Annotated in this window: 12 protein-coding genes, 6 tRNA genes, 3 rRNA genes and 1 pseudogene; 16 read left to right on the top strand and 6 right to left on the bottom strand. The window is 36.7% G+C overall.

What is annotated here, in order from left to right:
- The 11 genes from JG553_RS07995 to JG553_RS07945 all read left to right on the top strand — a co-directional run bounded on the left by JG553_RS07995 (position 1) and on the right by JG553_RS07945 (position 7,069).
- Positions 1–1,065: an Mrp/NBP35 family ATP-binding protein gene (locus tag JG553_RS07995; protein WP_000958531.1), complete on the top strand. Its 1,065-nt coding sequence runs from the start codon at positions 1–3 to the stop codon at positions 1,063–1,065.
- An 88-nt stretch (positions 1,066–1,153) separates the two neighbouring features.
- Complete coding sequence (locus tag JG553_RS07990) at positions 1,154–1,339, top strand: hypothetical protein (protein ID WP_001790708.1); 186 nt, start codon at positions 1,154–1,156, stop codon at positions 1,337–1,339.
- A gap of 182 nt (positions 1,340–1,521) precedes the next feature.
- Positions 1,522–3,072 (top strand): 16S ribosomal RNA (locus JG553_RS07985).
- Between the two features lie 366 nt (positions 3,073–3,438).
- Positions 3,439–6,368 (top strand): 23S ribosomal RNA (locus JG553_RS07980).
- 72 nt (positions 6,369–6,440) lie between these two features.
- Positions 6,441–6,555 (top strand): 5S ribosomal RNA (gene rrf / locus JG553_RS07975).
- Together the 16S, 23S and 5S rRNA genes with 6 tRNA genes alongside form the textbook arrangement of a ribosomal RNA operon.
- Positions 6,556–6,565: 10 nt before the next feature.
- Positions 6,566–6,640 (top strand) — tRNA-Asn (locus JG553_RS07970).
- Between the two features lies 1 nt (position 6,641).
- Positions 6,642–6,713 (top strand) — tRNA-Glu (locus tag JG553_RS07965).
- Positions 6,714–6,720: 7 nt separating this feature from the next.
- Positions 6,721–6,796: transfer RNA gene (locus JG553_RS07960), tRNA-Val, on the top strand.
- A 29-nt stretch (positions 6,797–6,825) separates the two neighbouring features.
- Positions 6,826–6,909: transfer RNA gene (locus JG553_RS07955), tRNA-Tyr, on the top strand.
- Positions 6,910–6,918: 9 nt separating this feature from the next.
- A tRNA-Gln gene (locus JG553_RS07950) sits at positions 6,919–6,993 on the top strand.
- A gap of 3 nt (positions 6,994–6,996) precedes the next feature.
- Positions 6,997–7,069: transfer RNA gene (locus JG553_RS07945), tRNA-Lys, on the top strand.
- On the opposite strand, the gene JG553_RS07940 is transcribed toward JG553_RS07945, so the two are convergent.
- Both JG553_RS07940 and JG553_RS07935 read right to left on the bottom strand, forming a co-directional pair.
- Positions 7,060–7,164, bottom strand: coding sequence for a hypothetical protein (locus tag JG553_RS07940; protein ID WP_001790739.1), 105 nt, complete (start codon positions 7,162–7,164; stop codon positions 7,060–7,062). The genes JG553_RS07945 and JG553_RS07940 overlap by 10 nt on opposite strands.
- Positions 7,165–7,182: 18 nt before the next feature.
- Positions 7,183–8,504, bottom strand: a pseudogene (locus JG553_RS07935) (ISL3-like element IS1181 family transposase).
- A 225-nt stretch (positions 8,505–8,729) separates the two neighbouring features.
- Here JG553_RS07935 and rocF point away from each other — a divergent pair.
- From rocF to fmtB, 5 genes are all read left to right on the top strand, one after another.
- Complete coding sequence (rocF, locus tag JG553_RS07930; RefSeq protein WP_000167867.1) at positions 8,730–9,638, top strand: arginase; 909 nt, start codon at positions 8,730–8,732, stop codon at positions 9,636–9,638.
- A gap of 188 nt (positions 9,639–9,826) precedes the next feature.
- Positions 9,827–10,636, top strand: a complete 810-nt coding sequence (cdaA, locus tag JG553_RS07925; protein WP_000347896.1) for a diadenylate cyclase CdaA — start codon at positions 9,827–9,829, stop codon at positions 10,634–10,636.
- 1 nt (position 10,637) lies between these two features.
- Positions 10,638–11,570, top strand: coding sequence for a CdaR family protein (locus JG553_RS07920; RefSeq protein ID WP_000894032.1), 933 nt, complete (start codon positions 10,638–10,640; stop codon positions 11,568–11,570).
- Between the two features lie 26 nt (positions 11,571–11,596).
- A complete protein-coding gene (gene glmM, locus JG553_RS07915) occupies positions 11,597–12,952 on the top strand; it encodes a phosphoglucosamine mutase (protein ID WP_000521491.1) in 1,356 nt (451 codons plus the stop codon).
- A gap of 276 nt (positions 12,953–13,228) precedes the next feature.
- Complete coding sequence (gene fmtB / locus JG553_RS07910; RefSeq protein WP_202106760.1) at positions 13,229–20,665, top strand: LPXTG-anchored DUF1542 repeat protein FmtB; 7,437 nt, start codon at positions 13,229–13,231, stop codon at positions 20,663–20,665.
- A gap of 318 nt (positions 20,666–20,983) precedes the next feature.
- Here fmtB and JG553_RS07905 read toward each other — a convergent pair whose 3' ends face one another.
- The 4 genes from JG553_RS07905 to JG553_RS07890 are packed head-to-tail and all read right to left on the bottom strand — an operon-like array spanning position 20,984 to position 26,241.
- Positions 20,984–22,090, bottom strand: a complete 1,107-nt coding sequence (locus JG553_RS07905) for a mannitol-1-phosphate 5-dehydrogenase (RefSeq protein ID WP_000648719.1) — start codon at positions 22,088–22,090, stop codon at positions 20,984–20,986.
- Complete coding sequence (locus JG553_RS07900; protein ID WP_001292149.1) at positions 22,090–22,524, bottom strand: PTS mannitol transporter subunit IIA; 435 nt, start codon at positions 22,522–22,524, stop codon at positions 22,090–22,092. The genes JG553_RS07905 and JG553_RS07900 overlap by 1 nt, the downstream gene beginning before the upstream one ends.
- A gap of 11 nt (positions 22,525–22,535) precedes the next feature.
- Positions 22,536–24,668 (bottom strand): BglG family transcription antiterminator, encoded by a 2,133-nt coding sequence (locus JG553_RS07895; RefSeq protein ID WP_000927363.1) that lies wholly within the window; start codon positions 24,666–24,668, stop codon positions 22,536–22,538.
- 34 nt (positions 24,669–24,702) lie between these two features.
- Positions 24,703–26,241: a PTS mannitol transporter subunit IIBC gene (locus JG553_RS07890; protein WP_000083807.1), complete on the bottom strand. Its 1,539-nt coding sequence runs from the start codon at positions 26,239–26,241 to the stop codon at positions 24,703–24,705.
- Positions 26,242–26,508: the final 267 nt, after the last annotated feature.

Below are 26,508 nucleotides of genomic sequence, written 5' to 3'. Positions count from 1 at the left end.
TTGTTAACGGTAGATCAAGTGAAAGAATTGGTAGGAGAAATTAAAGATCCTATTATAGATGTGCCTTTAAAAGAAACAGAAGGTATTGTTGAAGTTTCTATTAAGGAAGAAAAAGAACATGTGAGTGTTAAATTAGCAATGGCACAATTAGGTGGTGCACCGCAATTAGATTTACAGATGGCTGTTGTTAATGCATTAAAAGAAAACGGTGCGAAAACGGTCGGTATACGATTTGAAACATTGCCGGAAGAAAAAGTAAATCAATTTAAACCAAAAGAAGAAAATAAACCTAAAACGATAGAAGGCCTATTATCTCAAAATAATCCAGTCGAATTTATTGCAATAGCCTCCGGTAAAGGTGGTGTCGGTAAATCTACTGTTGCAGTAAATTTAGCCGTTGCCTTAGCTCGTGAAGGGAAAAAAGTCGGATTAGTAGATGCCGATATATATGGATTTAGTGTACCAGATATGATGGGTATTGATGAAAAGCCTGGAATTAAAGGGAAGGAAGTAATTCCAGTTGAACGTCATGGCGTTAAAGTTATATCAATGGCCTTTTTTGTGGAAGAAAATGCGCCAGTTATATGGAGAGGGCCAATGTTAGGTAAAATGTTGACGAATTTCTTTACAGAAGTTAAATGGGGAGACATTGAATATTTAATACTCGATCTTCCACCTGGAACAGGAGATGTAGCTTTAGATGTTCATACGATGTTACCTTCAAGTAAGGAAATTATTGTAACGACACCTCATCCTACAGCAGCATTTGTTGCAGCTCGCGCAGGTGCGATGGCAAAACATACGGATCATTCTATTCTTGGCGTAATTGAAAACATGAGTTATTTTGAAAGTAAAGAGACGGGTAATAAAGAATATGTCTTTGGCAAAGGTGGCGGTACTAAGTTAGCTGATGAACTTAATACTCAATTACTTGGGGAATTACCTTTAGAGCAACCATCTTGGAATCCAAAAGATTTTGCACCGTCAATATATCAATCAGATGATCGTCTAGGTAAAATTTATAGCTCGATTGCACAAAAAGTTATAGCTGCTACAAATAAATAGGTATAATATATGCTAAACGTACAAAATTACTTTTATTTTGTACGTTTTTATGTTGATTTGTTTTGGAATGCTGGTAAAATAAGTTCTTGTGTTAAGCAATAAACGCGTTGAAAAAGAAGCGGGTTGTGAACACAAAAAGTTTTTAAAAAAGTTATTGACTTTAAATTCCAAAGTTGATAATATGATAAAGTCGTCAAAAACGACGCAGTTGTTTTTAAAGAAGAATTTCAAAAGTGTAAAACTTACCATTGAAATAACTATAAAAACAATATAGAATAAATAAAGTAATCGTTCAAAAAGTTATTGACTTCAAGAAATAAATGAAGTAGAATAAAAGAGATTGAACATTAATGAACATTGAAAACTGAATGACAATATGTCAACGTTAATTCCAAAAACGTAACTATTAGTTACAAACATTATTTAGTATTTATGAGCTAATCAAACATCATAATTTTTATGGAGAGTTTGATCCTGGCTCAGGATGAACGCTGGCGGCGTGCCTAATACATGCAAGTCGAGCGAACGGACGAGAAGCTTGCTTCTCTGATGTTAGCGGCGGACGGGTGAGTAACACGTGGATAACCTACCTATAAGACTGGGATAACTTCGGGAAACCGTAGCTAATACCGGATAATATTTTGAACCGCATGGTTCAAAAAGTGAAAAGACGGTCTTGCTGTCACTTATAGATGGATCCGCGCTGCATTAGCTAGTTGGTAAGGTAACGGCTTACCAAGGCAACGATGCATAGCCGACCTGAGAGGGTGATCGGCCACACTGGAACTGAGACACGGTCCAGACTCCTACGGGAGGCAGCAGTAGGGAATCTTCCGCAATGGGCGAAAGCCTGACGGAGCAACGCCGCGTGAGTGATGAAGGTCTTCGGATCGTAAAACTCTGTTATTAGGGAAGAACATATGTGTAAGTAACTGTGCACATCTTGACGGTACCTAATCAGAAAGCCACGGCTAACTACGTGCCAGCAGCCGCGGTAATACGTAGGTGGCAAGCGTTATCCGGAATTATTGGGCGTAAAGCGCGCGTAGGCGGTTTTTAAGTCTGATGTGAAAGCCCACGGCTCAACCGTGGAGGGTCATTGGAAACTGGAAAACTTGAGTGCAGAAGAGGAAAGTGGAATTCCATGTGTAGCGGTGAAATGCGCAGAGATATGGAGGAACACCAGTGGCGAAGGCGACTTTCTGGTCTGTAACTGACGCTGATGTGCGAAAGCGTGGGGATCAAACAGGATTAGATACCCTGGTAGTCCACGCCGTAAACGATGAGTGCTAAGTGTTAGGGGGTTTCCGCCCCTTAGTGCTGCAGCTAACGCATTAAGCACTCCGCCTGGGGAGTACGACCGCAAGGTTGAAACTCAAAGGAATTGACGGGGACCCGCACAAGCGGTGGAGCATGTGGTTTAATTCGAAGCAACGCGAAGAACCTTACCAAATCTTGACATCCTTTGACAACTCTAGAGATAGAGCCTTCCCCTTCGGGGGACAAAGTGACAGGTGGTGCATGGTTGTCGTCAGCTCGTGTCGTGAGATGTTGGGTTAAGTCCCGCAACGAGCGCAACCCTTAAGCTTAGTTGCCATCATTAAGTTGGGCACTCTAAGTTGACTGCCGGTGACAAACCGGAGGAAGGTGGGGATGACGTCAAATCATCATGCCCCTTATGATTTGGGCTACACGTGCTACAATGGACAATACAAAGGGCAGCGAAACCGCGAGGTCAAGCAAATCCCATAAAGTTGTTCTCAGTTCGGATTGTAGTCTGCAACTCGACTACATGAAGCTGGAATCGCTAGTAATCGTAGATCAGCATGCTACGGTGAATACGTTCCCGGGTCTTGTACACACCGCCCGTCACACCACGAGAGTTTGTAACACCCGAAGCCGGTGGAGTAACCTTTTAGGAGCTAGCCGTCGAAGGTGGGACAAATGATTGGGGTGAAGTCGTAACAAGGTAGCCGTATCGGAAGGTGCGGCTGGATCACCTCCTTTCTAAGGATATATTCGGAACATCTTCTTCAGAAGATGCGGAATAACGTGACATATTGTATTCAGTTTTGAATGTTTATTTAACATTCAAATATTTTTTGGTTAAAGTGATATTGCTTATGAAAATAAAGCAGTATGCGAGCGCTTGACTAAAAAGAAATTGTACATTGAAAACTAGATAAGTAAGTAAAATATAGATTTTACCAAGCAAAACCGAGTGAATAAAGAGTTTTAAATAAGCTTGAATTCATAAGAAATAATCGCTAGTGTTCGAAAGAACACTCACAAGATTAATAACGCGTTTAAATCTTTTTATAAAAGAACGTAACTTCATGTTAACGTTTGACTTATAAAAATGGTGGAAACATAGATTAAGTTATTAAGGGCGCACGGTGGATGCCTTGGCACTAGAAGCCAATGAAGGACGTTACTAACGACGATATGCTTTGGGGAGCTGTAAGTAAGCTTTGATCCAGAGATTTCCGAATGGGGAAACCCAGCATGAGTTATGTCATGTTATCGATATGTGAATACATAGCATATCAGAAGGCACACCCGGAGAACTGAAACATCTTAGTACCCGGAGGAAGAGAAAGAAAATTCGATTCCCTTAGTAGCGGCGAGCGAAACGGGAAGAGCCCAAACCAACAAGCTTGCTTGTTGGGGTTGTAGGACACTCTATACGGAGTTACAAAGGACGACATTAGACGAATCATCTGGAAAGATGAATCAAAGAAGGTAATAATCCTGTAGTCGAAAAATGTTGTCTCTCTTGAGTGGATCCTGAGTACGACGGAGCACGTGAAATTCCGTCGGAATCTGGGAGGACCATCTCCTAAGGCTAAATACTCTCTAGTGACCGATAGTGAACCAGTACCGTGAGGGAAAGGTGAAAAAGCACCCCGGAAGGGGAGTGAAATAGAACCTGAAACCGTGTGCTTACAAGTAGTCAGAGCCCGTTAATGGGTGATGGCGTGCCTTTTGTAGAATGAACCGGCGAGTTACGATTTGATGCAAGGTTAAGCAGTAAATGTGGAGCCGTAGCGAAAGCGAGTCTGAATAGGGCGTTTAGTATTTGGTCGTAGACCCGAAACCAGGTGATCTACCCTTGGTCAGGTTGAAGTTCAGGTAACACTGAATGGAGGACCGAACCGACTTACGTTGAAAAAGTGAGCGGATGAACTGAGGGTAGCGGAGAAATTCCAATCGAACCTGGAGATAGCTGGTTCTCTCCGAAATAGCTTTAGGGCTAGCCTCAAGTGATGATTATTGGAGGTAGAGCACTGTTTGGACGAGGGGCCCCTCTCGGGTTACCGAATTCAGACAAACTCCGAATGCCAATTAATTTAACTTGGGAGTCAGAACATGGGTGATAAGGTCCGTGTTCGAAAGGGAAACAGCCCAGACCACCAGCTAAGGTCCCAAAATATATGTTAAGTGGAAAAGGATGTGGCGTTGCCCAGACAACTAGGATGTTGGCTTAGAAGCAGCCATCATTTAAAGAGTGCGTAATAGCTCACTAGTCGAGTGACACTGCGCCGAAAATGTACCGGGGCTAAACATATTACCGAAGCTGTGGATTGTCCTTTGGACAATGGTAGGAGAGCGTTCTAAGGGCGTTGAAGCATGATCGTAAGGACATGTGGAGCGCTTAGAAGTGAGAATGCCGGTGTGAGTAGCGAAAGACGGGTGAGAATCCCGTCCACCGATTGACTAAGGTTTCCAGAGGAAGGCTCGTCCGCTCTGGGTTAGTCGGGTCCTAAGCTGAGGCCGACAGGCGTAGGCGATGGATAACAGGTTGATATTCCTGTACCACCTATAATCGTTTTAATCGATGGGGGGACGCAGTAGGATAGGCGAAGCGTGCGATTGGATTGCACGTCTAAGCAGTAAGGCTGAGTATTAGGCAAATCCGGTACTCGTTAAGGCTGAGCTGTGATGGGGAGAAGACATTGTGTCTTCGAGTCGTTGATTTCACACTGCCGAGAAAAAGCCTCTAGATAGAAAAATAGGTGCCCGTACCGCAAACCGACACAGGTAGTCAAGATGAGAATTCTAAGGTGAGCGAGCGAACTCTCGTTAAGGAACTCGGCAAAAATGACCCCGTAACTTCGGGAGAAGGGGTGCTCTTTAGGGTTAACGCCCAGAAGAGCCGCAGTGAATAGGCCCAAGCGACTGTTTATCAAAAAAACACAGGTCTCTGCTAAACCGTAAGGTGATGTATAGGGGCTGACGCCTGCCCGGTGCTGGAAGGTTAAGAGGAGTGGTTAGCTTCTGCGAAGCTACGAATCGAAAGCCCCAGTAAACGGCGGCCGTAACTATAACGGTCCTAAGGTAGCGAAATTCCTTGTCGGGTAAGTTCCGACCCGCACGAAAGGCGTAACGATTTGGGCACTGTCTCAACGAGAGACTCGGTGAAATCATAGTACCTGTGAAGATGCAGGTTACCCGCGACAGGACGGAAAGACCCCGTGGAGCTTTACTGTAGCCTGATATTGAAATTCGGCACAGCTTGTACAGGATAGGTAGGAGCCTTTGAAACGTGAGCGCTAGCTTACGTGGAGGCGCTGGTGGGATACTACCCTAGCTGTGTTGGCTTTCTAACCCGCACCACTTATCGTGGTGGGAGACAGTGTCAGGCGGGCAGTTTGACTGGGGCGGTCGCCTCCTAAAAGGTAACGGAGGCGCTCAAAGGTTCCCTCAGAATGGTTGGAAATCATTCATAGAGTGTAAAGGCATAAGGGAGCTTGACTGCGAGACCTACAAGTCGAGCAGGGTCGAAAGACGGACTTAGTGATCCGGTGGTTCCGCATGGAAGGGCCATCGCTCAACGGATAAAAGCTACCCCGGGGATAACAGGCTTATCTCCCCAAGAGTTCACATCGACGGGGAGGTTTGGCACCTCGATGTCGGCTCATCGCATCCTGGGGCTGTAGTCGGTCCCAAGGGTTGGGCTGTTCGCCCATTAAAGCGGTACGCGAGCTGGGTTCAGAACGTCGTGAGACAGTTCGGTCCCTATCCGTCGTGGGCGTAGGAAATTTGAGAGGAGCTGTCCTTAGTACGAGAGGACCGGGATGGACATACCTCTGGTGTACCAGTTGTCGTGCCAACGGCATAGCTGGGTAGCTATGTGTGGACGGGATAAGTGCTGAAAGCATCTAAGCATGAAGCCCCCTCAAGATGAGATTTCCCAACTTCGGTTATAAGATCCCTCAAAGATGATGAGGTTAATAGGTTCGAGGTGGAAGCATGGTGACATGTGGAGCTGACGAATACTAATCGATCGAAGACTTAATCAAAATAAATGTTTTGCGAAGCAAAATCACTTTTACTTACTATCTAGTTTTGAATGTATAAATTACATTCATATGTCTGGTGACTATAGCAAGGAGGTCACACCTGTTCCCATGCCGAACACAGAAGTTAAGCTCCTTAGCGTCGATGGTAGTCGAACTTACGTTCCGCTAGAGTAGAACGTTGCCAGGCATAATATTAATCCACAGTAGCTCAGTGGTAGAGCTATCGGCTGTTAACCGATCGGTCGTAGGTTCGAGTCCTACCTGTGGAGCCATGGCTCCTTGGTCAAGCGGTTAAGACACCGCCCTTTCACGGCGGTAACACGGGTTCGAGTCCCGTAGGAGTCATTATTTTGGAGAATTAGCTCAGCTGGGAGAGCATCTGCCTTACAAGCAGAGGGTCGGCGGTTCGAACCCGTCATTCTCCACCATTTTGATTATTAAATTATATGAATAAGCTGGAGGGGTAGCGAAGTGGCTAAACGCGGCGGACTGTAAATCCGCTCCTTCGGGTTCGGCAGTTCGAATCTGCCCCCCTCCACCATCTATATATTGGGCTATAGCCAAGCGGTAAGGCAACGGACTTTGACTCCGTCACTCGTTGGTTCGAATCCAGCTAGCCCAGCCATTAGAGCCATTAGCTCAGTTGGTAGAGCATCTGACTTTTAATCAGAGGGTCAGAGGTTCGAATCCTCTATGGCTCACTACTTGCACTTTCCATTTTTGGGAAGTGCTTTTTTTTAGGTTCTCCACCAAATGTGGTGGGTATATAATTTAAAGAACTATTTTTAAAATACAACTTTTAGAGCTTTTATTATTAGGCGGCCAGTCCATTATTGGGCTTGGTTGTCTTCTTTTTTTCTCCTTTGTACAAGCTGAAAATCATCATTATACGTGCTTTAAAGTTGTTGAAATTTCTGTAACCAAAAGAAATTCACTTGATTAATTTTATCTTATTATTAATTCCTTCTATAGCACCATTATTAAATGCTGGGTAATAAATTGTATTTCTTAACATCCTTTGATGTTTTCTATAATATTTAACCACTTTCCATACACCCTTACTCACAGACTTTTTACTAACTGAATTTAAACGATTAATAAATTTAGGCCAATTACATAACCTTAGGTCTTTTCGTAATCCTTGGACAAGTTCGTAGGAGTGTCGTAGTATATCGTCTTTTGAAAGCATGAATTCTACAATGTCAGATGAGCGTTTATAAGCCTTAAAAGATTTATTCCATCTGTATTTACTAAATATGGTTTTACTAGTATCCATCAATAGGACTTTCCAGTTATTCTTAAAAATTGTATAATCAGGTCCTTTTTTATTACGGTATTCATTCATAACTTGTACACGATACTTATTAAGTTCTCTATTTAAATGTTGAACGATATGGAATCTGTCAAAAATAATAGCTGCATTAGGAAATAGGTCGCGAAATAATCGGACATAGGGTTCATACATGTCAATAGTAACCGTCTTAACTTGTTGTCGATTTTTTTAAATCGAATCGCTCGAAAATAGGCACGCAAGAATCTTGTAGTTCTATTTTCTAAAATATCTATAACATCATGAGTATCATTATCTATAAAAATGAAACTCATTGATCCAGTTACATTTTTAACGCTTTTAAATTCATCCATAGCGATGTGTTCTGGCAAACAATTAAAGGGTTTAATTCGTAATGAATTAGCCGCTTTAGTTCTAATACGACTTACAGTAGATGGAGAGATACAGTTATCTTCTGCAGTATCAATCTCTGTTTTAACTTTAGTAGCTTCTTCTATAACTTTTTGAGTAACACATCTTGAGATAAAACACGACTCATCAACAATTGACGTTTTAGCAGTAAAAGTGCCATTGCATTCTAAGCATTTAAAACGTTGTTTAGCTAAGTTGAGGTATGTGTTATACCCTTGAGTTTTAAGTAAAGTAATACGAGAAACACGCTTACCATGTTTATGAATTTGTCCTTCATTTTTAACTCCACAACAATAACAGGCCGAAGGCTTATACGTTAGTACAGCATTAACCACTGTTGCTTTTTTTCCTTTGATAATGACGTCAATTTCTTGGTTTATATATTTTATATTTTCATCTTTTATTCTTAGTAATTCTAAGGTATCATTACACATAGGCGCACTTGTCTCCTTTAGTTTGGGTTTGGTCACTTTAAATTATAGAGGCAATTGCGCTTTTTGTGTATTAAAAAAAGCAGGAAGTTTTACCTTCCCACCATAAAAGATGAAGAACCTTTTTTTATGAAGTAATAAGATAAACAGATTATATGTGTAGCTATTGCTTGATAATGGTAAGCGCATACATTATTCTTTAATTACATAGAGCAAAGGGGGACGCTTATGACAAAGACAAAAGCAATTGATATTATAGGTGCACCATCAACATTTGGACAAAGAAAATTAGGTGTTGATTTAGGACCAACAGCAATTAGATATGCTGGATTAATTTCAAGATTAAAGCAATTAGACCTTGATGTATATGACAAGGGGGATATTAAGGTACCTGCTGTGAACATTGAAAAATTTCATAGTGAACAAAAAGGATTAAGAAATTATGATGAAATTATAGATGTTAATCAAAAATTAAATAAAGAGGTTTCAGCATCAATTGAAAATAACAGATTTCCTCTAGTTCTTGGTGGAGATCATTCTATTGCGGTAGGTTCAGTATCAGCAATAAGTAAACATTATAATAATTTAGGTGTTATTTGGTATGATGCACATGGTGATTTAAATATACCTGAAGAGTCACCAAGTGGAAATATTCATGGTATGCCTCTAAGGATTTTGACAGGCGAAGGTCCCAAAGAACTTTTAGAATTAAATAGTAATGTAATCAAGCCAGAAAACATCGTACTAATTGGTATGAGAGATTTAGATAAAGGTGAAAGACAATTTATCAAAGATCATAATATTAAAACATTTACTATGTCAGATATTGATAAATTGGGGATAAAGGAAGTAATTGAAAATACAATAGAATATTTGAAGTCACGCAATGTTGATGGCGTTCATTTATCTTTAGATGTTGATGCTTTAGATCCGCTTGAAACGCCAGGCACTGGTACTAGAGTTTTGGGTGGTCTTAGTTATAGAGAAAGCCATTTTGCATTGGAATTACTGCATCAATCACATTTAATTTCCTCAATGGATTTAGTTGAAGTAAATCCATTGATTGACAGTAATAATCATACTGCTGAACAAGCGGTTTCATTAGTTGGAACATTTTTTGGTGAAACTTTATTATAAATAAATGATTTGTAGTGTATAAAGTATATTTTGCTTTTTGCACTACTTTTTTTAATTCACTAAAATGATTAAGAGTAGTTATAATCTTTAAAATAATTTTTTTCTATTTAAATATATGTTCGTATGACAGTGATGTAAATGATTGGTATAATGGGTATTATGGAAAAATATTACCCGGAGGAGATGTTATGGATTTTTCCAACTTTTTTCAAAACCTCAGTACGTTAAAAATTGTAACGAGTATCCTTGATTTACTGATAGTTTGGTATGTACTTTATCTTCTCATCACGGTCTTTAAGGGAACTAAAGCGATACAATTACTTAAAGGGATATTAGTAATTGTTATTGGTCAGCAGATAAGTATGATATTGAACTTGACTGCAACATCTAAATTATTCGATATCGTTATTCAATGGGGGGTATTAGCTTTAATAGTAATATTCCAACCAGAAATTAGACGTGCGTTAGAACAACTTGGTAGAGGTAGCTTTTTAAAACGCTATACTTCTAATACGTATAGTAAAGATGAAGAGAAATTGATTCAATCGGTTTCAAAGGCTGTGCAATATATGGCTAAAAGACGTATAGGTGCATTAATTGTCTTTGAAAAAGAAACAGGTCTTCAAGATTATATTGAAACAGGTATTGCAATGGATTCAAATATTTCGCAAGAACTTTTAATTAATGTCTTTATACCTAACACACCTTTACATGATGGTGCAATGATTATTCAAGGCACGAAGATTGCAGCAGCAGCAAGTTATTTGCCATTGTCTGATAGTCCTAAGATATCTAAAAGTTTGGGTACAAGACATAGAGCTGCGGTTGGTATTTCAGAAGTATCTGATGCATTTACCGTTATTGTATCTGAAGAAACTGGTGATATTTCGGTAACATTTGATGGAAAATTACGACGAGACATTTCAAACGAAATTTTTGAAGAGTTGCTTGCTGAACATTGGTTTGGCACACGCTTTCAAAAGAAAGGTGTGAAATAATATGCTAGAAAGTAAATGGGGCTTGAGATTTATTGCCTTTCTTTTGGCATTGTTTTTCTTTTTATCTGTTAACAATGTTTTTGGAAATATCTTTAACACTGGTAATCTTGGTCAAAAGTCTAGTAAAACGATTCAAGATGTACCCGTTGAAATTCTTTATAACACTAAAGATTTGCATTTAACAAAAGCGCCTGAAACAGTTAATGTGACTATTTCAGGACCACAATCAAAGATAATAAAAATTGAAAATCCAGAAGATTTAAGAGTAGTGATTGATTTATCAAATGCTAAAGCTGGAAAATATCAAGAGAAGTATCAAGTTAAAGGGTTAGCTGATGACATTCATTATTCTGTAAAACCTAAATTAGCAAATATTACGCTTGAAAACAAAGTAACTAAAAAGATGACAGTTCAACCTGATGTAAGTCAGAGTGATATTGATCCACTTTATAAAATTACAAAGCAAGAAGTTTCACCACAAACAGTTAAAGTAACAGGTGGAGAAGAACAATTGAATGATATCGCTTATTTAAAAGCCACTTTTAAAACTAATAAAAAGATTAATGGTGACACAAAAGATGTCGCAGAAGTAACGGCTTTTGATAAAAAACTGAATAAATTAAATGTATCGATTCAACCTAATGAAGTGAATTTACAAGTTAAAGTAGAGCCTTTTAGCAAAAAGGTTAAAGTAAATGTTAAACAGAAAGGTAGTTTAGCAGATGATAAAGAGTTAAGTTCGATTGATTTAGAAGATAAAGAAATTGAAATCTTCGGTAGTCGAGATGACTTACAAAATATAAGCGAAGTTGATGCAGAAGTAGATTTAGATGGTATTTCAGAATCAACTGAAAAGACTGTAAAAATCAATTTACCAGAACATGTCACTAAAGCACAACCAAGTGAAACGAAGGCTTATATAAATGTAAAATAAATAGCTAAATTAAAGGAGAGTAAACAATGGGAAAATATTTTGGTACAGACGGAGTAAGAGGTGTCGCAAACCAAGAACTAACACCTGAATTGGCATTTAAATTAGGAAGATACGGTGGCTATGTTCTAGCACATAATAAAGGTGAAAAACACCCACGTGTACTTGTAGGTCGCGATACTAGAGTTTCAGGTGAAATGTTAGAATCAGCATTAATAGCTGGTTTGATTTCAATTGGTGCAGAAGTGATGCGATTAGGTATTATTTCAACACCAGGTGTTGCATATTTAACACGCGATATGGGTGCAGAGTTAGGTGTAATGATTTCAGCCTCTCATAATCCAGTTGCAGATAATGGTATTAAATTCTTTGGATCAGATGGTTTTAAACTATCAGATGAACAAGAAAATGAAATTGAAGCATTATTGGATCAAGAAAACCCAGAATTACCAAGACCAGTTGGCAATGATATTGTACATTATTCAGATTACTTTGAAGGGGCACAAAAATATTTGAGCTATTTAAAATCAACAGTAGATGTTAACTTTGAAGGTTTGAAAATTGCTTTAGATGGTGCAAATGGTTCAACATCATCACTAGCGCCATTCTTATTTGGTGACTTAGAAGCAGATACTGAAACAATTGGATGTAGTCCTGATGGATATAATATCAATGAGAAATGTGGCTCTACACATCCTGAAAAATTAGCTGAAAAAGTAGTTGAAACTGAAAGTGATTTTGGGTTAGCATTTGACGGCGATGGAGACAGAATCATAGCAGTAGATGAGAATGGTCAAATCGTTGACGGTGACCAAATTATGTTTATTATTGGTCAAGAAATGCATAAAAATCAAGAATTGAATAATGACATGATTGTTTCTACTGTTATGAGTAATTTAGGTTTTTACAAAGCGCTTGAACAAGAAGGAATTAAATCTAATAAAACTAAAGTTGGCGACAGATATGTAGTAGAAGAAATGCGTCGCGGTAATTATAACTTAGGTGGAGAACAATCTGGACATATCGTTATGATGGATTACAATACAACTGGTGATGGTTTATTAACTGGTATTCAATTAGCTTCTGTAATAAAAATGACTGGTAAATCACTAAGTGAATTAGCTGGACAAATGAAAAAATATCCACAATCATTAATTAACGTACGCGTAACAGATAAATATCGTGTTGAAGAAAATGTTGACGTTAAAGAAGTTATGACTAAAGTAGAAGTAGAAATGAATGGAGAAGGTCGAATTTTAGTAAGACCTTCTGGAACAGAACCATTAGTTCGTGTCATGGTTGAAGCAGCAACTGATGAAGATGCTGAAAGATTTGCACAACAAATAGCTGATGTGGTTCAAGATAAAATGGGATTAGATAAATAAATACTGTATTACAAATGAGCCGATGCGTATGCATCGGTTTTTTGTGTTTGTAGAAATAATTTATAGTACAAACGTAAAATGATATAAACAAAATAAAAACAAAGTAATCAATATGTAATATAAAATACACTGGTACTCAATATATAATGATGATAAAATTAATTTTAATTAGATAGAGTTGCTTTGTGTTTTTAACGCAGATGCTACTACTTATCTTAACAGTTGATTAAGTGAAATCATTTAACAGCGAGAATAATCAACCAGGAGGATGACTTAATGAATTTATTCAGACAACAAAAATTTAGTATCAGAAAATTTAATGTCGGTATTTTTTCAGCTTTAATTGCCACTGTTACTTTTATATCTACTAACCCGACAACAGCGTCTGCAGCAGAGCAAAATCAGCCTGCACAAAATCAACCAGCACAACCAGCTGATGCCAATACACAGCCTAACGCAAATGCTGGTGCTCAAGCTAATCCTACAGCACAGCCAGCTGCACCTGCCAACCAAGGACAACCAGCAGTACAACCAGCAAACCAAGGTGGACAGGCTAATCCAGCAGGAGGAGCAGCACAACCAAATACACAACCAGCTGGACAAGGTGATCAAGCTGATCCGAATAACGCTGCACAAGCACAACCTGGAAATCAAGCAACACCGGCAAACCAAGCAGGTCAAGGAAATAACCAAGCAACACCTAATAATAATGCAACACCGGCAAATCAAACACAGCCAGCGAATGCTCCAGCAGCAGCGCAACCAGCAGCACCTGTAGCAGCAAACGCACAAACTCAAGATCCAAATGCTAGCAATACTGGTGAAGGCAGTATTAATACGACATTAACATTTGATGATCCTGCCATATCAACAGATGAGAATAGACAGGATCCAACTGTAACTGTTACAGATAAAGTAAATGGTTATTCATTAATTAACAACGGTAAGATTGGTTTCGTTAACTCAGAATTAAGACGAAGCGATATGTTTGATAAGAATAACCCTCAAAACTATCAAGCTAAAGGAAACGTGGCTGCATTAGGTCGTGTGAATGCAAATGATTCTACAGATCATGGTAACTTTAACGGTATTTCAAAAACTGTAAATGTAAAACCAGATTCAGAATTAATTATTAACTTTACTACTATGCAAACGAATAGTAAGCAAGGTGCAACAAATTTAGTTATTAAAGATGCTAAGAAAAATACTGAATTAGCAACTGTAAATGTTGCTAAGACTGGTACTGCACATTTATTTAAAGTACCAACTGATGCTGATCGTTTAGATTTACAATTTATTCCTGACAATACAGCAGTTGCTGATGCTTCAAGAATTACAACAAATAAAGATGGTTATAAATACTATTCATTCATTGATAATGTAGGTCTATTCTCAGGATCACATTTATATGTCAAAAATAGAGATTTAGCACCGAAAGCAACTAACAATAAAGAATATACTATTAATACTGAAATCGGTAACAATGGTAATTTTGGTGCTTCATTAAAAGCAGATCAATTTAAATATGAAGTAACATTACCACAAGGTGTAACTTACGTTAATAATTCATTAACTACAACATTCCCTAATGGTAATGAAGACAGTACAGTATTGAAAAATATGACTGTTAATTATGATCAAAATGCAAATAAAGTTACATTTACAAGCCAAGGTGTGACAACGGCACGTGGTACACACACTAAAGAAGTTTTATTCCCAGATAAATCTTTAAAATTATCATATAAAGTTAATGTTGCGAATATCGATACACCTAAAAATATTGATTTTAATGAAAAATTAACATATCGTACTGCTTCAGATGTTGTAATTAATAATGCGCAACCAGAAGTTACACTAACTGCAGATCCATTTTCAGTAGCGGTTGAAATGAACAAAGATGCGTTGCAACAACAAGTAAACTCACAAGTTGATAATAGTCATTACACAACAGCATCAATTGCAGAATACAATAAACTTAAACAACAAGCAGATACTATTTTAAATGAAGATGCGAATCATGTTAAAACTGCAAATCGTGCATCTCAAGCGGATATTGATGGTTTAGTAACTAAATTACAAGCTGCATTAATTGATAATCAAGCAGCAATTGCTGAATTAGATACTAAAGCTCAAGAAAAGGTTACAGCAGCACAACAAAGTAAAAAAGTTACGCAAGATGAAGTTGCAGCACTTGTAACTAAAATTAACAATGATAAAAATAATGCAATCGCAGAAATTAATAAACAAACTACAGCACAAGGTGTCACAACTGAAAAAGATAATGGTATCGCAGTGTTAGAACAAGATGTGATTACACCAACAGTTAAACCTCAAGCGAAACAAGATATTATCCAAGCAGTTACAACTCGTAAACAACAAATTAAAAAGTCAAATGCATCATTACAAGATGAAAAAGATGTAGCAAATGATAAAATTGGTAAAATTGAAACAAAGGCAATTAAAGATATTGATGCAGCAACAACAAATGCACAAGTAGAAGCCATTAAAACAAAAGCAATCAATGATATTAATCAAACTACACCTGCTACAACAGCTAAAGCAGCAGCTCTTGAAGAATTTGACGAAGTTGTTCAAGCACAAATTGATCAAGCACCTTTAAATCCTGATACAACAAATGAAGAAGTAGCGGAAGCTATTGAACGTATTAATGCAGCTAAAGTTTCTGGTGTTAAAGCAATTGAAGCGACAACGACTGCACAAGATTTAGAAAGAGTTAAAAACGAAGAAATCTCAAAAATTGAAAATATTACTGACTCTACGCAAACAAAAATGGATGCCTATAATGAAGTTAAACAAGCTGCAACAGCTAGAAAAGCTCAAAATGCTACAGTTTCAAATGCAACAAATGAAGAAGTAGCAGAAGCTGATGCAGCAGTAGATGCAGCTCAAAAGCAAGGTTTACATGACATCCAAGTTGTTAAATCAAAACAGGAAGTTGCTGATACAAAATCAAAAGTATTAGATAAAATCAATGCAATTCAAACACAAGCAAAAGTTAAACCTGCAGCTGATACGGAAGTAGAAAACGCATATAATACACGTAAACAAGAAATTCAAAATAGCAATGCTTCAACTACAGAAGAAAAACAAGCTGCATATACAGAATTAGATACTAAAAAGCAAGAAGCAAGAACAAATCTTGATGCTGCAAATACAAACAGTGATGTAACAACAGCTAAAGACAATAGTATTGCTGCAATTAATCAAGTTCAAGCTGCCACAACTAAGAAATCGGATGCAAAAGCGGAAATCGCTCAAAAAGCAAGTGAACGTAAAACAGCAATTGAAGCAATGAATGATTCGACTACTGAAGAACAACAAGCAGCGAAAGACAAAGTGGATCAAGCAGTAGTTACTGCAAACGCTGATATAGATAATGCTGCAGCAAACAATGATGTGGATAATGCAAAAACTACAAATGAAGCTACAATCGCAGCCATTACACCTGATGCAAATGTTAAACCAGCAGCAAAACAAGCAATTGCAGATAAAGTACAAGCTCAAGAAACAGCAATTGATGGAAATAACGGCTCAACAACTGAAGAAAAAGCAGCTGCTAAACAACAAGTTCAAACTGAAAAAACAACAGCTGATGCCGCAATAGATGCAGCACATACAAATGCGGAAGTTGAAGCGGCTAAAAAAGCAGCAATTGCTAAAATTGAAGCGATTCAGCCAGCAACAACAACTAAAGATAATGCGAAAGAAGCAATTGCTACGAAAGCGAATGAACGTAAAACAGCAATCGCTCAAACGCAAGACATTACTGCTGAAGAAATTGCAGCGGCTAATGCGGACGTAGATAATGCTGTGACACAAGCAAATAGCAACATTGAAGCTGCTAATAGTCAAAATGATGTAGACCAAGCGAAAACGACAGGTGAAAATATTATTGATCAAGTAACACCAACAGTTAATAAAAAAGCAACTGCACGTAATGAAATCACAGCAATTTTAAATAACAAATTGCAAGAGATTCAAGCTACGCCAGATGCAACAGATGAAGAAAAACAAGCAGCTGATGCTGAAGCAAATACTGAAAATGGTAAAGCAAATCAAGCCATTTCAGCAGCAACTACTAACGCACAAGTTGATGAAGCTAAAGCAAATGCAGAAGCAGCGATTAATGCGGTAACACCAAAAGTTGTGAAGAAACAAGCGGCTAAAGATGAAATTGATCAATTACAAGCAACGCAAACAAATGTTATCAATAATGATCAGAACGCTACAACAGAAGAAAAAGAAGCAGCTATTCAACAATTAGCAACAGCAGTTACAGACGCGAAAAATAATATTACAGCTGCAACTGATGATAATGGTGTAGATCAGGCGAAAGACGCTGGAAAGAATTCAATTCAAAGCACGCAACCAGCAACAGCGGTTAAATCAAATGCTAAAAATGATGTTGATCAAGCTGTGACAACTCAAAATCAAGCAATTGATAATACAACTGGTGCTACAACTGAAGAGAAAAATGCAGCAAAAGATTTAGTTTTAAAAGCTAAAGAAAAAGCGTATCAAGATATCTTAAATGCACAAACAACTAATGATGTTACGCAAATTAAAGATCAAGCAGTTGCTGATATTCAAGGTATTACTGCAGATACAACAATTAAAGATGTTGCGAAAGATGAATTAGCAACAAAAGCAAACGAACAAAAAGCGCTTATTGCACAAACTGCAGATGCGACTACTGAAGAAAAAGAACAAGCAAATCAACAAGTAGACGCACAATTAACACAAGGTAATCAAAATATTGAAAATGCACAGTCAATCGATGATGTAAACACTGCAAAAGATAATGCAATTCAAGCAATTGACCCAATTCAAGCATCAACAGATGTTAAAACGAATGCAAGAGCGGAATTGCTAACTGAAATGCAAAATAAAATAACTGAAATACTTAATAATAATGAGACTACTAATGAAGAAAAAGGTAACGATATTGGACCAGTTAGAGCAGCATATGAAGAAGGTTTAAATAATATTAATGCAGCAACTACTACAGGTGATGTAACTACTGCTAAAGATACAGCAGTACAAAAAGTTCAACAACTTCATGCAAATCCTGTTAAGAAACCAGCAGGTAAAAAAGAATTAGATCAAGCTGCAGCTGATAAGAAAACACAAATAGAACAAACACCAAATGCATCACAACAAGAAATTAATGATGCAAAACAAGAAGTTGATACTGAATTAAATCAAGCGAAAACAAATGTCGATCAATCATCAACAAATGAATATGTTGATAATGCAGTTAAAGAAGGAAAAGCTAAAATTAATGCAGTTAAAACATTTAGTGAGTACAAAAAAGATGCTTTAGCTAAAATTGAAGATGCATATAATGCTAAAGTAAACGAAGCGGATAACTCTAACGCATCGACTTCAAGTGAAATTGCTGAAGCGAAACAAAAACTTGCTGAATTAAAACAAACTGCGGATCAAAATGTTAATCAAGCTACTTCTAAAGATGACATTGAAGTTCAAATTCATAATGACTTAGATAATATTAACGATTACACAATTCCAACAGGTAAAAAAGAATCAGCTACAACAGATTTATATGCTTATGCAGATCAGAAGAAAAATAATATTTCAGCTGACACTAATGCAACACAAGATGAAAAGCAACAAGCAATTAAGCAAGTTGACCAAAATGTTCAAACTGCATTAGAAAGCATTAATAATGGTGTGGATAATGGTGACGTTGATGATGCATTAACACAAGGTAAAGCAGCAATTGATGCTATTCAAGTAGATGCTACTGTTAAACCTAAAGCGAACCAAGCTATTGAAGTTAAAGCAGAAGATACGAAAGAATCTATTGATCAAAGTGACCAGTTAACTGCTGAAGAAAAAACTGAAGCATTAGCAATGATTAAACAAATTACAGATCAAGCTAAACAAGGTATTACTGATGCAACAACAACTGCTGAAGTTGAAAAAGCGAAAGCTCAAGGACTTGAAGCATTTGATAACATTCAAATCGACTCAACAGAAAAACAAAAAGCTATCGAAGAATTAGAAACTGCACTAGACCAGATTGAAGCAGGTGTAAATGTCAACGCTGATGCTACAACTGAAGAAAAAGAAGCGTTTACGAATGCTTTAGAAGACATTTTATCAAAAGCAACTGAAGATATTTCTGATCAAACTACAAATGCAGAAATCGCTACTGTCAAAAATAGTGCGCTTGAACAACTTAAAGCACAACGTATTAATCCTGAAGTTAAGAAAAATGCTTTGGAAGCAATCAGAGAAGTGGTTAACAAGCAAATAGAAATAATTAAAAATGCAGATGCAGATGCATCGGCGAAAGAAATTGCACGTACGGATTTAGGTAGATATTTTGACAGATTTGCTGATAAATTAGATAAAACACAAACAAATGCAGAAGTTGCTGAATTACAAAATGTAACGATACCTGCAATTGAAGCGATTGTGCCTCAGAATGATCCAGATGCTAATGATACTAATAATGGTATAGATAATAATGATGCAACAGCAAATTCAAATGCTAATGCAACACCAGAAAATACTGGACAACCTAACGTATCTGAGACGACAGCTAATGGCAAAGCAGACGCTTCTCCGACAACACCAAATAATAGTGATGCGGCAACAGGTGAAACAACAGCAACATCAGCAACTGATGATGCAAATGATAAACCGCAAGCTAATAACAATTCTAGTGTAGATGCATCAACAAACAGTCCGACAATGGATAACGATGTAACTAGTAAACCAGAAGTAGAATCAACTAATAACGGCACAACTGATAAACCTGTAACAGAAACTGATAATGCAACGCCAGCAGAAAGCACAACAAATAACAATAGTACAACTACAGCAACAAACGAGAATGCACCAACAGGATCAACAGCAACGGCTCCAACAACTGCGAGCACAGAAGCAGCATCATCTGCTGATAGCAAAGATAATGCATCTGTAAATGATTCAAAACAAAATGCTGAAGTAAATAATAGTGCTGAATCTCAATCAACTAATGACAAGGTTGCACAACCAAAATCTGAAAATAAAGCTAAGGCAGAAAAAGATGGTAGTGATTCAACAAATCAAAGTATGGTTGAATCAACAACTGAAACATTGCCTTCAGCAGACATAACAGAACCAAATGTACCTTCTAATACATCAAAAGATAAAGAAGAAAGTACGACAAATCAAACTGATGCAGGACAACTTAAGTCTGAAACTAACGTTGCATCTAACGAAGCAGATAAATCGCCAAGCAAAGCTGATACTGAAGTTTCGAATAAACCATCAACATCTGCATCTTCTGAAGCAAAAGAAAAAATGACTTCAACTAATGTTAGCCAAAAAGATGATACGGCAACAGCAGATACTAATGATACGCAAAAATCAGTTGGTTCAGCTGCAAACAATAAAGCTACGCAAAACGACGGTGCCAATGCATCTCCAGCTACAGTTTCAAATGGAAGCAATAGTGCTAATCAAGATATGCTTAATGTAACTAACACTGACGACCACCAAGCTAAGACAAAATCAGCTCAACAAGGAAAAGTTAATAAAGCTAAACAACAAGCTAAAACTTTACCAGATACTGGTATGTCACATAATGACGATTTACCATATGCTGAATTAGCTCTAGGTGCAGGTATGGCATTCTTAATTAGAAGATTCACTAAGAAAGACCAACAAACTGAAGAATAAAATTTATTCAAGAATGTGAACATCTAGTTATTTCATAGGGAAATATTCCTTACTAAGTAACCAAGTCTAACAGTTAATATGAATTTGTTTTAGTAATGACCAATAGCCATTGAATAGGTGGCTGTGGCTCGAAAATAAAACAAATTATTAACGCAAAAATACTCCTTTCATACATAACACAAGTTAAGTGTCTATGTTGAAGGGAGTATTTTTTATGTTCAGAAATTTAATATTGTTAATTCAAGGGAACTACTACATTATTACTGATTGTTAACGAATAACGTTGGAAACTTCTTGTTTCAAACAAAGCTCAATAAATTATGAAAGTGAATTGTACGCTTCAATTATTTCATCGGCTAAGCCATCGTCAACTTTAGCATATTCACTTAAAAACGCTTTTAAACCGTGTTCTTTAATGTAATTATTTTTCTCAACAGTTTCTTGGTCTGCTGTATCATCATACTTCAATAACAATGCAGCTGTATTTAATAAACCAGTGCGTTCTAAATCTTTATTATAAAGATATGTTAATGGTTTTATAATTCTATCTTTAGGGCCAATTTTACGTAATGTACCTCGTCCGACACGTGTTACTTCATCAGATAAATAAGAATTGTTGAAACGATCTATTATTTTTTCAACATAACCAGCTTGTTCCGCTTCAGTAAAATCAAATTCATTAGTAATATATTGACTAGTTTCAGCTAAAACACGGCGTAAGCCAGCTTCAATTGAACTATCTTCAACTGCATCTAAAACTGTAGCTTTACCTGCAAATTTACCAGCATACGCTAAATATGCATGTCCTGTATTCACAGTTAATAATTTACGCTCAATATATGGTGTTAAATCATCAACATATTTAATATGGTTTAGTTCTGGACCATACCATGCATCTTTTTCAACAACCCATTCGTAAAATGGCTCAACCATAACGTCTAATATATTTTCATTCTTTTGTAATGGTACAATTCTATCAACTGCTGAGTTAGCAAAATGAATATTGTTACCAAGAGGGCCAGTAATATCAAGTACTGCTTTTTTCAATGTATCAGTTGCCATAATAGCATTCTCACAAGCAACAATATTAACATGGTTTGTTTTTTCTTTTAAGAAAGGCGCAAAAGATTTAGCAATAATAGGTAGTATGTTAACACCAACAGCTGTTGTAATAATATCAGCTTCTAGAATTGCTTGTTTCAACGCTTCAGAAGGTTGCATTGAATTAATTGCATCAACATTATTCACGCGCGTCGTTGTTTTAGACTCATCAGCTAAAATAACATCGTATTGATGATCATGAGCTAAAGCATTAATGATTTCTTCATTGACGTCTGCAAATGTTACTTTAACATTGTTGTCTGCAAGAATATAACCAATGAAACCACGACCTATGTTACCAGCACCAAAGTGAACTGCTTTCATTATGCATCTGCCTCCTCGAATACTTGTTTAATTTCTTCTGCAGATTTTGCTTGAACGATACGATCCACATTTTCTTCTTCGCTAAATGTAATTGCAATTTTAGATAACAAGTCTAAATGTTCGCCATCTTTACCAGCAATTCCCACGACAACTTTAACTACTTCGCCATCCCAGTCAACGCCTTCAGGGATTTGTAATAATGTTAAACCTGAGTGAATCACATTTGTTTTAGCTTCATCTGTGCCATGAGGAATTGCTAAGCCATTTCCCATAAATGTTGATACGACTTGCTCACGATCTTTCATTGCTTGAATATAAGCATCTGTTACAGCACCACTATCAACTAAGGCTTTACCTGCTTTTTCAATTGCTTCATTTTGGCTGTTAACATTTACATTTAAAAAGATATTGTCATTACTAAATAATTCGCTCATTTTGTACACTCCTAAATAAATTGTTTTTTAATTCGTTCTAAAAATTTGTTTCTTAATAATGTTTCAAGTTCCTGTGGATTTTCCATAAAAGTATCAATAGATTCTAATTTCAAACTTAAAAATTCGGACAAGTCACTTACCAGTGATGCCATAAAATCATTGTCAGAAATAAACATGGAAATCATATATTTAATTGTTTGATTGTCATTTTGAATACTAGGCAATGTTAACGGTTCTTCTAAAACTGTGATTAGAATCATAGGGTGTTTAATCATATTGTCTCTTAGGTGTGGTATTGCAACAGGATATGGACTTAATATCCATCCTGGATTGTCAATCAATCGTTGCTCTAGTAGTTCAGCGAATGACGTTGGATCGTTTATTACATCGCATTGATATAGATAATCTGCGATATATGTTTGCCACTGTTTAACTTCGGTACTAACTATTTTCACTGAATCAAGCAAAGTTAAACCCGAACGCATATGATGCAATAATTGTTCTGATTTTTCGTCACTTAAATGTTTTTCGAAAACTGAAGTTAAGTATGAAGTTTGTTCATTTTCAAAAGATGTGTTGCCATCAACATCTTTCGTTTCAACATGAACATCATCCTTATCAATCATGTTTGATGATTTATCATGCGTCTCTTGGAACGTAGACTTTGTATTTAAAAACTGTGCGACATAACTGATATCACTATCTGGTAATAATGGGTTTACCGTTAAATAGGGGGAGTCGATGTCTAAATTCACAGTAGAAATAATGCCATCATATTGACTTAAATCTAGTGACTTCAAATCGCTGACTGATGCTTGTGTAATACGCTCAATCTCACTAAAAACTTGCTCTAGACGAGTTGATAATAGACGACTAGTTCCCATACCACTGCTGCAAACGACTAATATGTTTAAAAATCGATTACCTTGGTTTTTAATCGAGCCACCAAAGTGTAAAACTATAAAAGCAATTTCACTCTCTGGAAAAATCAAATCAGGCCAACAATCATTTAAAGCTAATCTTACATTTTCAAATAGTCTTGGATATTTGAACTTAATCATGTCTGTTAACGGATTATAGGTCTCGATATTAGCTTGCAAACGATTGATTGCAGGATTAAGGTGTAGCGTCAGTCCATCTACTAAAGTATCCAAATCTGCAAATGTCATACCGGAAATCATTTCTACTTTGTTAACAAACGCTTTAATTTTGTTTTCTTCACAACGATTATTTAATGATGTATCATTAAGATTTTTTCGTTTAGCTCCACGTAAATGGATAGTAATGAAAGCAATTTCTGCCTGATTAAACGTGACGTCATATATTTGACCAAGTTTATCAGCAAGTTCGCTTGCTACTTTGTGTTCAAATGTGTTTTGTACAGAATCATAAATATCATCGTTTAATGCGACATACTCTCCATTTTTTATACGTGAAATGGAGAGCACGATATGGACAGTTAAAGTTAAATAACTTGATTCGGTAAGTTGGTAGGGTAAGGCACTTAGGTAGTCCATTAATAGTCTTTCAACATTAAAAATGCGCTCTAAGTCAACAAAGTCTTTGTGGATTTGATTTAATGAATGAAAGACAAAATGATTTTCAATTACTGAATAAACGCTAGTACTATTTAAGTTATTCACCATTAATTGACTTAAAAATTCACGTTTCTTTGATTCAGTACCTACCAAGTAAATGCCTTCGCCACGCTTTCGAGATAAAGATAGTTGGTACTTATTTAAATCAAGCTCTAAATCATCTAACATCTTTGCTAAAGTCTGGACAGAAACGCCAATTTCTTGCGCTAAACTATATTGTTTAACTGGCTCCTTGGCTTGTATCAAAGCGTATATAATAATTACTTTCTGCTCTTCAACAGATAAGTCAATGGTTTGATGTTGTGCAATCGATTGCTTCAAATCGTTTAAATCAGAATCTGTGCCAGCAATGCGTAGCCCTTTTTTGTTTGCGCGTTCTAAAGTTAATGAAAATGAAGTTAAATATGCTTCAACACCTTTTAATTCACGGTGAATAGTACGAGAGGACACCGCAAGTTGCTGAGCAATGTCGTGTATAGTGATATATTGACCGTGGTACTTAATCAATAGGGCTATCATTTCTTTTTCACGTGTACTCAATAACATGGCGGTATCCTCCATTTTTTAATTTATTTAATTATTATGCTTGATCATCTTTTTTTAGATTATTTAAAAGTTCTTCATATCTTGGTGAATTAAGGAAATTATCCACTGAAATATGGATGGCATTTGGTGTTTGTTTAATAGCACGATCAGTTAGTTTTTTCTGAGTGATAACTAATTGAGCATCTTTTGGCAATTGATTAATCGCAGTATTTGTAACTGTAATATCATTAATGCCCGCCTTTTTAAATTTATTACGTAACATGCTTGCACCCATTGCACTAGAACCCATACCCGCATCGCAGGCAAAAATAACATGATTTATATTATTGTAATTGTGTGCATCAACATCTTCAGTGTTGTAATTATCCAATAGCGCTTCAGGATCATCATCTGATGAAGATGTTTCACTAACATTACCACTAGCATTTTCTTCTGTATTAACATTTTTATCAGAAGATACTAACTTAGAAGCAACGCTTGATTTTTTCCCTTTAGTATTTTCCATTTGAGCTGTCGCAGCTTCTAAATCCTGCTTTGGTTCTCTAGTGAACTTCATAATTAAAGCAGCTACAACGAATGATACAAGTGCAGCAAGGAAGACACCGAGTAACATGTGCAAGAATTCACCTCTAGGTGCATTTAAACAGTAAACTATAAATGAACCTGGTGACGCGGGACTTTTAAATCCAAATCCTGTTGCTTGATAAGTTGCAACACCAGTCATTCCACCTAAAATAACAGCGATAAATAATAAAGGACGCATTAATACATATGGGAAATAAATTTCATGAATACCACCTAAGAAGTGGATAATTCCAGCACCATATGACGTTGCTTTTGCAGTGCCTTTTCCAAAAATCATATAAGCAAGTAAGATACCTAAACCTGGTCCAGGGTTAGATTCAATTGTGTATAAAATTGATTGACCAGCTTTTGCAGCTTGATCTGCACCAAGCGGTGTGAATACACCATGGTTAATCGCATTGTTTAAAAATACAATTTTTGCAGGCTCTACTAAAATACTTACAAGTGGAAGTAGGTGTGCATGTACTAATGCTTCAACTGCCACTGATAAAATATGCATAATAAATTTCATAAGTGGTGCTAAAATTTTAAATCCTGCAATCGTCATGATAAATCCTAAAATACCAGCAGAAAAGTTATTAAATAACATTTCAAAACCTTGCGGCGTTCTAGGTTGAATCAATTGGTCGGTCTTCTTCATTAACCAACCAACAAGTGGACCCATAATCATTGCACCAAGTAACATTGGTGTATCAGGTAATGCAACGATGACCCCCATAGTTGCTGTTGCTGCGATGATACCACCACGTAAATCATAAATTAAACGACCACCACTAAATGCGATCAATAATGGGATTAAATAAGTAATCATTGGTCCTGCTAAAGTAGCTAAATCTTTGTTAGGTAACCATCCATTATCTATAAAAATGGCCGCGATAAAACCCCAAGCGATGAAAGCGCCAATGTTTGGCATGATCATACTACTTAAGAATGATCCAAATGCTTGAACACGACGACCAATTCCTTTTTTCTCTTCAGTTTGTGACATGTTTACACCTCTTTTTTAATATATGTGACTATATATAGTGTATAGAGAGGTTACTTGTTACTCAATATAAACAAAAATCAACTTTGTCAAAATAAATGTGACAAAATTAAATAAAGTGTCATCAATGTGACAGTATAGATATTTTGAAAAAGTAAAACAAAAAAATTGTTTTAGGATTTTTAAAATTTTATTGTGAAAATATTTGCAAAACAAAACAACACCGTTGTACAATAATGATTAATGGAAAGGGGGAAAGTTCGGCAGTAC

It is taken from the genome of Staphylococcus sp. T93 (assembly GCF_016743875.1).
Classification (GTDB): domain Bacteria; phylum Bacillota; class Bacilli; order Staphylococcales; family Staphylococcaceae; genus Staphylococcus; species Staphylococcus aureus.
Note: the sequence above shows the minus strand (reverse complement) of the source record. Positions and strands in the feature narration are given on the sequence as shown.